Below are 6,177 nucleotides of genomic sequence, written 5' to 3' on the forward strand. Positions count from 1 at the left end.
GCCCGGTGAACAGGTCCAAAGTGACGCCCGCTCAGGGGTCCATAACCGCCGGTGCGGACTTCCTCCAGCTCGACGCCGCCGACGCGCCGCCCGGCGGCCTCGGCGACTGGCTGGCCCACCGCCTGCGCGAGGCGATCTCGGACGGCCGGCTCCCGGCGGGCAGCCGCGTGCCCGCGACCCGGGTGCTGGCGGCGGAGCTGCGGATCTCCCGGGGGGTCGTCACCGACGCGTACCGCCGCCTCACCGAGGAGGGCCGGCTCGCCGGTCGGGGGCGCGGCGGGACGGTCGTCCTCGCCGCGGCCGTCTCCGTACCACCGCCGCCGTTCGTGACCCCGGTGCCGGCCGGGCCGGAGCCCGCCCTGTTCGCGGCCGACCCCGTCCCCGCCAGCTTCGACGCGCTGCGGGCCGCGCCCGCCCGGATCGACCTCTCGCCCGGCGTGCCCGACCTCGCCGCCTTCCCCCGGGCCGCCTGGCTCCGGGCCGAACGCGCCGTCCTCGACGCGCTCCCCGCCCACGAGTTCGGCTACGGAGACCCGCGGGGCAGCGCCGCGCTGCGCCGGGCCGTCGCCCGCTGGCTGGCCCGCAACCGCGGCATCGGCGCCGACCCCGACGAGGTGCTGATCGTCGCGGGCGCCGCCCAGGCCCTCGCCCTGCTCGGCCAGGTCTTCGGCCGGGCGGGCATCACCGAGGTCGCCGTCGAGGACCCGGGCTCGCTCGGCACCCGCCAGCACCTCGGCCACTGGCTCCGCGCCACCCCGCCCGTCCCGGTCGACGCGGAGGGCATCCGGGTCGACGCACTGCGCGCCACCGGCGCCCCGGCCGTGCTGCTCACCCCCGCCCACCAGTTCCCGACCGGCGTGGTGCTCGGTGGCCGGCGCCGCCGCGAGCTGCTGCACTGGGCCGGCGAGGGCGGCCTGGTGATCGAGGACGACTACGACGCCGAGCACCGGTACGACCGGCCGCCGGTGCCCGCCCTGCGCGCGGTCCTCCCCGAGCAGGTCTGCTACATGGGCAGCGTCTCCAAGCTGCTCGCCCCCGCGCTGCGGACGGGGTGGCTGCTCGTCCCGCCCCGCTACCGCGAGGCCGCCCTCGCGGCCAAGCGCTTCGCCGACCTCGGCAATCCCGTGCTGCCCCAGCTGGTGCTGGCCCGGCTGATGGACTCCGGCGAGCTGGAGCGGCACCTGCGCCTGCTGCGGCCCCGGCACCGGCGCCGCCGCGACGCGATGATCGCCGCGATCGGCGCGCACCTGCCGGGGGCCGTCGTGCACGGCGCCGCGGCCGGGCTGCACCTGACGGTCACCTTCCCGGCCGGGCTCGGCTGCGGGGACGCCGAACTCGCCACCGCGGCGCTCGTGCACGGCGTCAAGGTGCAGCCGCTCTCCTGGCACGCCCGGCTGCCGCACCCGCCCGGGCTCGTCCTCGGCTACGCGGCGGGCACGCCGGGCGGGATCGAGGAGGGCATCGCCGTCCTGGGCCGGCTGCTGCGCCGGCAGCGGTGACGGGCCGGGGTGACGGGCCGTGGAGGCGCCCGGGGCCGGGGGAGGGCGGATGCCGTCCGCCGTGCCGGTCGGCCGCGGTCCCGGTAGCGTGGCGGACCGGGCGGGCACCCCGCTCGGTCCGCTCGAACCCGTCCGCCCGCACCCGCCCGCACTCGTCCCAGTCCCGGGGAGGCCCGATGCCGTCGCTGCCGCGGACCGCCGGTGTCGTGCTCCCGGCGCTGCTGCTGACCGCGGCGGCCCTGGTGTCGGCCTGTTCGGCCCAGGGCGGGCAGCGACCGCCGTCCGCGGCGGAGAGGACCTCGTCGATGGCCACCGGTCCGGATGCCGCGTCGCCCACCACCGCGGGCTCCCCCTCGCCCACCGACCGGACCGCCGGCCTGGACTCCCGGCACCTCGCCGGGCGGCGGATCGTCTACTCCTACCCCGGCCCGACGCCGTCGCCCACCGTGCTCCGGGCGATCCGCGAGGGCCGGGCGGCCGGTGTCATCCTGTTCGGCGAGAACGTCACCTCGCCGGAGCAACTCAAGGCAGCCGTCGGCGAGTTGCGGCAGGCCGCGGCCGAGGCGCCGGACCCCCGCCCGCTCCTGCTGCTGACCGACCAGGAGGGCGGTCAGGTGCGCCGCCTGCCCGGCGCGCCCGTACTCTCCGCGCGCCGCACCGGGGCGTCGGCCGATCCCGTCGGCGAGGCCGCCCGGTCGGGAGCCGGGGCGGCCCGCACGGTCGCGGACGCCGGCCTGAACGTCAACCTTGCCCCCGTCCTCGACGTCTACGACGCCCCGGACAACTTCATCGACCACCGTGAGCGCTCCTACGGCCAGGACCCGGCTTATGTGGCCCGGCTGGGGAGCGCCTTCCTCACCGCCCAGCAGGACCTCGGCGTCGCCGCCACCGCCAAGCACTTCCCCGGCCTCGGCTCCGCCTCCGGGGGCCTGGACACCGACGAGGGCCCCGTCACCCTGCCCGTCCCCCTCGCGGACCTCCGGGCCCGGGGCGAGGAGCCGTACCGGGCCGCCATCGCCGCCGGGGTCCGGCTGGTGATGGCCTCCTGGGCGGTCTACCCCGCCCTCGACCCCGACCGTCCGGCGGGCTTCTCCCCGGCCGTGGTCCAGGGCGAACTCCGCGACCGGCTGGGCTTCCGGGGCGTCACCGTCACCGACGCCCTGGAGGCCGGGGCCCTCGCCCCGTACGGCGACACCGGCGCCCGCGCCCTGGCCTCCGCCGGGGCGGGCATGGACCTGTTGCTCTGCTCCGCCCGCGACGCCGAGCAGGGCGAGGCCGCCGCCACCGCTCTCGCGGCCGCCCTCGATGCCGGCGGCCTGGACCGGACGGCCTTCCTGGAGTCCGTCCGGCGGATAGACGCCCTCCGGGAGTCCGTCGGCGGGGGCTGAGCGGGAGCCGGGGGAGGACGGCTCAGCCGTCCAGGAGGGTGCGCAGGTCCAGGATGCGGTAGCCGCGGTCGCGGACGGCGTCGATGATCAGGGGGAGCGCCTCGGCGTCCAGGCAGCGCCGTTCGGCGCTCGCGTCGGACGCGCCGACGTGGAGTTGGAGGATGGCGCCGGGGGCGAGGGCGGCGAGGGCGCGGTCGACGGCCTTGGCGGTGGTCATGCCGCCGGCGGTGCCGAGGTAGCCGTTGGTGTCGGTGGTGAACTCGAGGTCGGCGAAGCCGAGCGCGTTGACGTCGGCGATCCGCTGCGGCGTCGTCTCGCTGTAGGGGAAGCGGAAGAACGGCAGGGGGTCCGTCCCGGCGGCCTCGCGGATCGCCGTGTCGGCGCGCAGCACCTCGGCCCCGGCCTGCCGGGCGTCGAGCTCGGTGAACAGCGGGTGGCTGTACGAGTGGTTGCCGAGCCCGTGCCCGGCGGCCGCCATCGCGCGGACCGCGTCCGGGTGCCGCTCGGCGTACTGGCCGGTGGGGAAGAAGGTGGCCGGCGCCCCGCGTTCCCGCAGGGTGCTCAGCACGGTGTCCAGACCGGTCTCGTCCCAGGCGGCGTTGAAGGTCAGGGCCAGGACGCGATCCCCGGTGGGGAGCAGGCGCACCTCCGCACCCATCAGCGGTGCGGGCACCGGCCGGGCGGCGACGAGGGCGAGGGCGGCGAGCACGGCGGCGAAGGTCGTGCGGAAGGGCTTCACGCCTGCCCAACGCGTCCGGACCGGGCGGGGCACGCGGCGCACCGCCGACCGGGTGTCCCGTGCGCAGGGACCCTGGGCGGCTCGGTCGGTCACGGTCGGGACGGGCGGGGCGGCACTGATCGCGCCATCGAAGGTCGATTTCTGGTCTGTTCAGGTTTTCCGGGGTGGATCACCACTCAGGCGTTCGAATCCCATGCCAGGGTTGAGGCATGGCACATGTGAAATGTCACATGTGAATGAGTCGATGTTTGAGAAGACGGAGAACCCGATGAACCGAATCGCTCTGCTCGCCGCCGAGGTCGCCGGTGCGGCGACCCTGCTGGCCGTTCCGGCCCAGGCCGGTGCCGCCACCACGACCGCCACCGGCACCGTCACCACCTGCGGTGCCTCCGGGCTGCAGGCCGGCCTGGCGACCAAGGTGTGCGTCGAGGTGACCGGTGACCAGGTCCAGCTGTACGGACAGGTCTCGCTGGCCGGTCCGCCGACCCCGGGCGGTCCCGCCCCGCAGACCAAGGAGCTGCTGACCACGCTGTCCGGTGAGGTCGTGGGCGGTGCCTCGCTCGGCTCGTCGAACGGGCGCACGCTGTTCACCGCCAGCACGGTGCAGGCCCGTGGCGTCGGCGGCACGGTGCCCTGCGGGTCCACCGTCCACGGCAGCTTCGGCGTGGCGTCCTTCCCGTGGAACCCGGCTCCGGTGACCGTGAACGTGGTCGTGGCCTGCTAGGCGACGCGTGCGCGGCGGCCGGGCCCGGGGGTGGTGCGAACCCCCGGGCCCGGCCACCGCGTTTCCCGGGGGCGCCCCGGGCTCGGCCCGGCGCGATCCCCGGGGTGCTCGGGCTCCGGATGATGATGACTTGAAGAAATCTTCATCTGCCAGGATGATGCTTCCCGGTCGTGGCGGCCGGGGCACGGCCCCGCCGGCGCGGGCGTGCGCACCGGCACCACCGAGCAGCAGGGAGCGAGCGGACGATGGCGGTCCCGCTGTACCAGGCCAAGGCGGAGTTCTTCCGCACCCTCGGGCACCCCGTCCGGATCCGGGTCCTGGAGCTGCTCCAGGACGGGCCGCGGCCGGTGCGCGAGCTGCTGGCCGAGATCGGGATCGAGCCGTCCAACCTCTCCCAGCAGCTCGCCGTGCTGCGCCGCACCCGGCTGGTCACGGCCACTCGTGAGGGCAACACCGTGGTGTACGCCCTGAGCACGTCGGACGTCGCCGAACTCCTGCGGGCCGCCCGGCGGATCCTCACCGACCTGATCACCGACCAGGGCGCGCTGCTCACGGAGCTCCGGGGGCCGGACGCCGCCGGGGCGCCGGGCCCCCGCGCCGAGCGGGTGACGAGCGGATGAGGGCCGGGCAGCCCGCAGCCGCCACCCGGCCGTCCGATCGCGCACCCGGCCCCCGACCGAAGGAGAACCCGGCCATGGCCAGCGGCACCAGCGACGAGAAGAGCCGGCGCAGGGCGATGCTGATCCGCGCGGGCATCTACATCTTCGCCACCCACCTGTTCGCCGGGTTCGTGCTCCTGCTGTTCACCCTCGGCGACCGTCACTGAGGTAGCGGCGACTGGTGCTGGTCCACGCGTAGACGCCGTCGACCAACTCCCGGCTGCCGTCGAGGTACCAGTGCCCGGCGGGGTGGCGGCGCCGCAGCCGGCGGCGCAGCGTCCGGCTCTCCTCGCGCAGCCGCGCGATCCGGGCGCGCACCGACAGCTCCGCCCGGCGGCGGGTGCAGCCGCGGACCCGCTGCAGGGTCAGCACGGTGTTGAAGGCGGCGGCCGGCTGGCGCTCCTCCCGCTCCAGCGAGTAGAGGTCGTTGATCAGCGTCGCGGCGTCGGCCGTGTGGGCGCGCAGCCGGTGCAGTTCGGGATCGGCGTGCAGCCCGGCGGGCGCGTCGGCGCCGTGGACGCGCTCCAGTATGTTCATGAACGGGTAGAGGCAGCTGGCGTGGCGGCGCAGCCGCATCGTCTCGGGGAGGCCGGGGGAGGTGCCCCGCGACCGGTGCACCGCCTCGGCGATGAAGGTGTCCAGGCAGGACCGCCACTCGGTGGCGCCGCGCGCGCGCCAGGCCGGTGACATGCCCTCGTTCTGCCGCAGCCACAGCTCCCGCCAGGCGCCCAGGAGCCGGTCGTCGCCGGGGGCCGGTCCGGCGGGCGCGGTCGCGCGGTCGGGGCCGGTGAGGACGGCGAGCAGCGGATCGACGAGGGCGCGGGCCCGGTCGGGGTGGCGGCCGGGGGCACCGTCGAAGCGGTCGTCGAGGATGGTGAACCAGCCCAGGACGTCGACGAGCAGGTCGAGTTCGGCGCCGCGGGCCCGGGGGTAGGCGTGGCCGATCAGCTCGGGGAGCGCGTAGGCCTGGTAGCGCGGCAGGTCGGCCGGGGTGAGCAGGCCGTGGCCGACCACCCAGTCGGCGTGCCGGGCGGTGGAGGCGCGCAGTTCGGCGGGCCGGCGCGGGCCTCCGGGGGCGGGCGGCCGGGCGGCGGGGGGGGGGCGGGGGGTGGCGGTCCCGGCCGTGGTGGTCGCCGGGGGGGTGGGGTTGTCCGGCGGGGTGCCTGGC

General features: G+C 76.7%; 7 protein-coding genes. 5 read left to right on the plus strand and 2 right to left on the minus strand.

What is annotated here, in order from left to right; translation table 11 throughout:
- Positions 1-5: 5 nt before the first annotated feature.
- On the plus strand, positions 6-1,499 hold the full coding sequence (locus ACFWA9_RS17330) for a PLP-dependent aminotransferase family protein (RefSeq protein ID WP_380388005.1): 1,494 nt from the start codon (positions 6-8) through the stop codon (positions 1,497-1,499).
- Positions 1,500-1,675: 176 nt separating this feature from the next.
- The gene (locus tag ACFWA9_RS17335) at positions 1,676-2,887 is read left to right on the plus strand and encodes a glycoside hydrolase family 3 N-terminal domain-containing protein (protein WP_380388007.1); all 1,212 of its coding nucleotides are present in this window, start codon (positions 1,676-1,678) and stop codon (positions 2,885-2,887) included.
- Between the two features lie 22 nt (positions 2,888-2,909).
- On the opposite strand, the gene ACFWA9_RS17340 is transcribed toward ACFWA9_RS17335, so the two are convergent.
- Positions 2,910-3,626 (minus strand): polysaccharide deacetylase family protein, encoded by a 717-nt coding sequence (locus tag ACFWA9_RS17340; RefSeq protein ID WP_380388009.1) that lies wholly within the window; start codon positions 3,624-3,626, stop codon positions 2,910-2,912.
- A 268-nt stretch (positions 3,627-3,894) separates the two neighbouring features.
- Between ACFWA9_RS17340 and ACFWA9_RS17345 the strand changes: the two genes are divergently transcribed.
- The 3 genes from ACFWA9_RS17345 (at position 3,895) to ACFWA9_RS17355 (ending at position 5,176) form a co-directional block, all read left to right on the plus strand.
- Positions 3,895-4,350, plus strand: a complete 456-nt coding sequence (locus ACFWA9_RS17345) for a hypothetical protein (RefSeq protein ID WP_380388011.1) — start codon at positions 3,895-3,897, stop codon at positions 4,348-4,350.
- Positions 4,351-4,595: 245 nt separating this feature from the next.
- Positions 4,596-4,970: an ArsR/SmtB family transcription factor gene (locus ACFWA9_RS17350; protein WP_380388013.1), complete on the plus strand. Its 375-nt coding sequence runs from the start codon at positions 4,596-4,598 to the stop codon at positions 4,968-4,970.
- A gap of 74 nt (positions 4,971-5,044) precedes the next feature.
- A complete protein-coding gene (locus tag ACFWA9_RS17355; RefSeq protein WP_329491248.1) occupies positions 5,045-5,176 on the plus strand; it encodes a DUF6126 family protein in 132 nt (43 codons plus the stop codon).
- On the opposite strand, the gene ACFWA9_RS17360 is transcribed toward ACFWA9_RS17355, so the two are convergent.
- Positions 5,154-6,177: terpene synthase family protein (locus ACFWA9_RS17360; protein ID WP_380388015.1), on the minus strand; the 1,024-nt coding region annotated here is incomplete at its 5' end. The genes ACFWA9_RS17355 and ACFWA9_RS17360 overlap by 23 nt on opposite strands.

The sequence above is a fragment of the Kitasatospora sp. NPDC059973 genome (assembly GCF_042737525.1).
Classification (GTDB): domain Bacteria; phylum Actinomycetota; class Actinomycetes; order Streptomycetales; family Streptomycetaceae; genus Kitasatospora.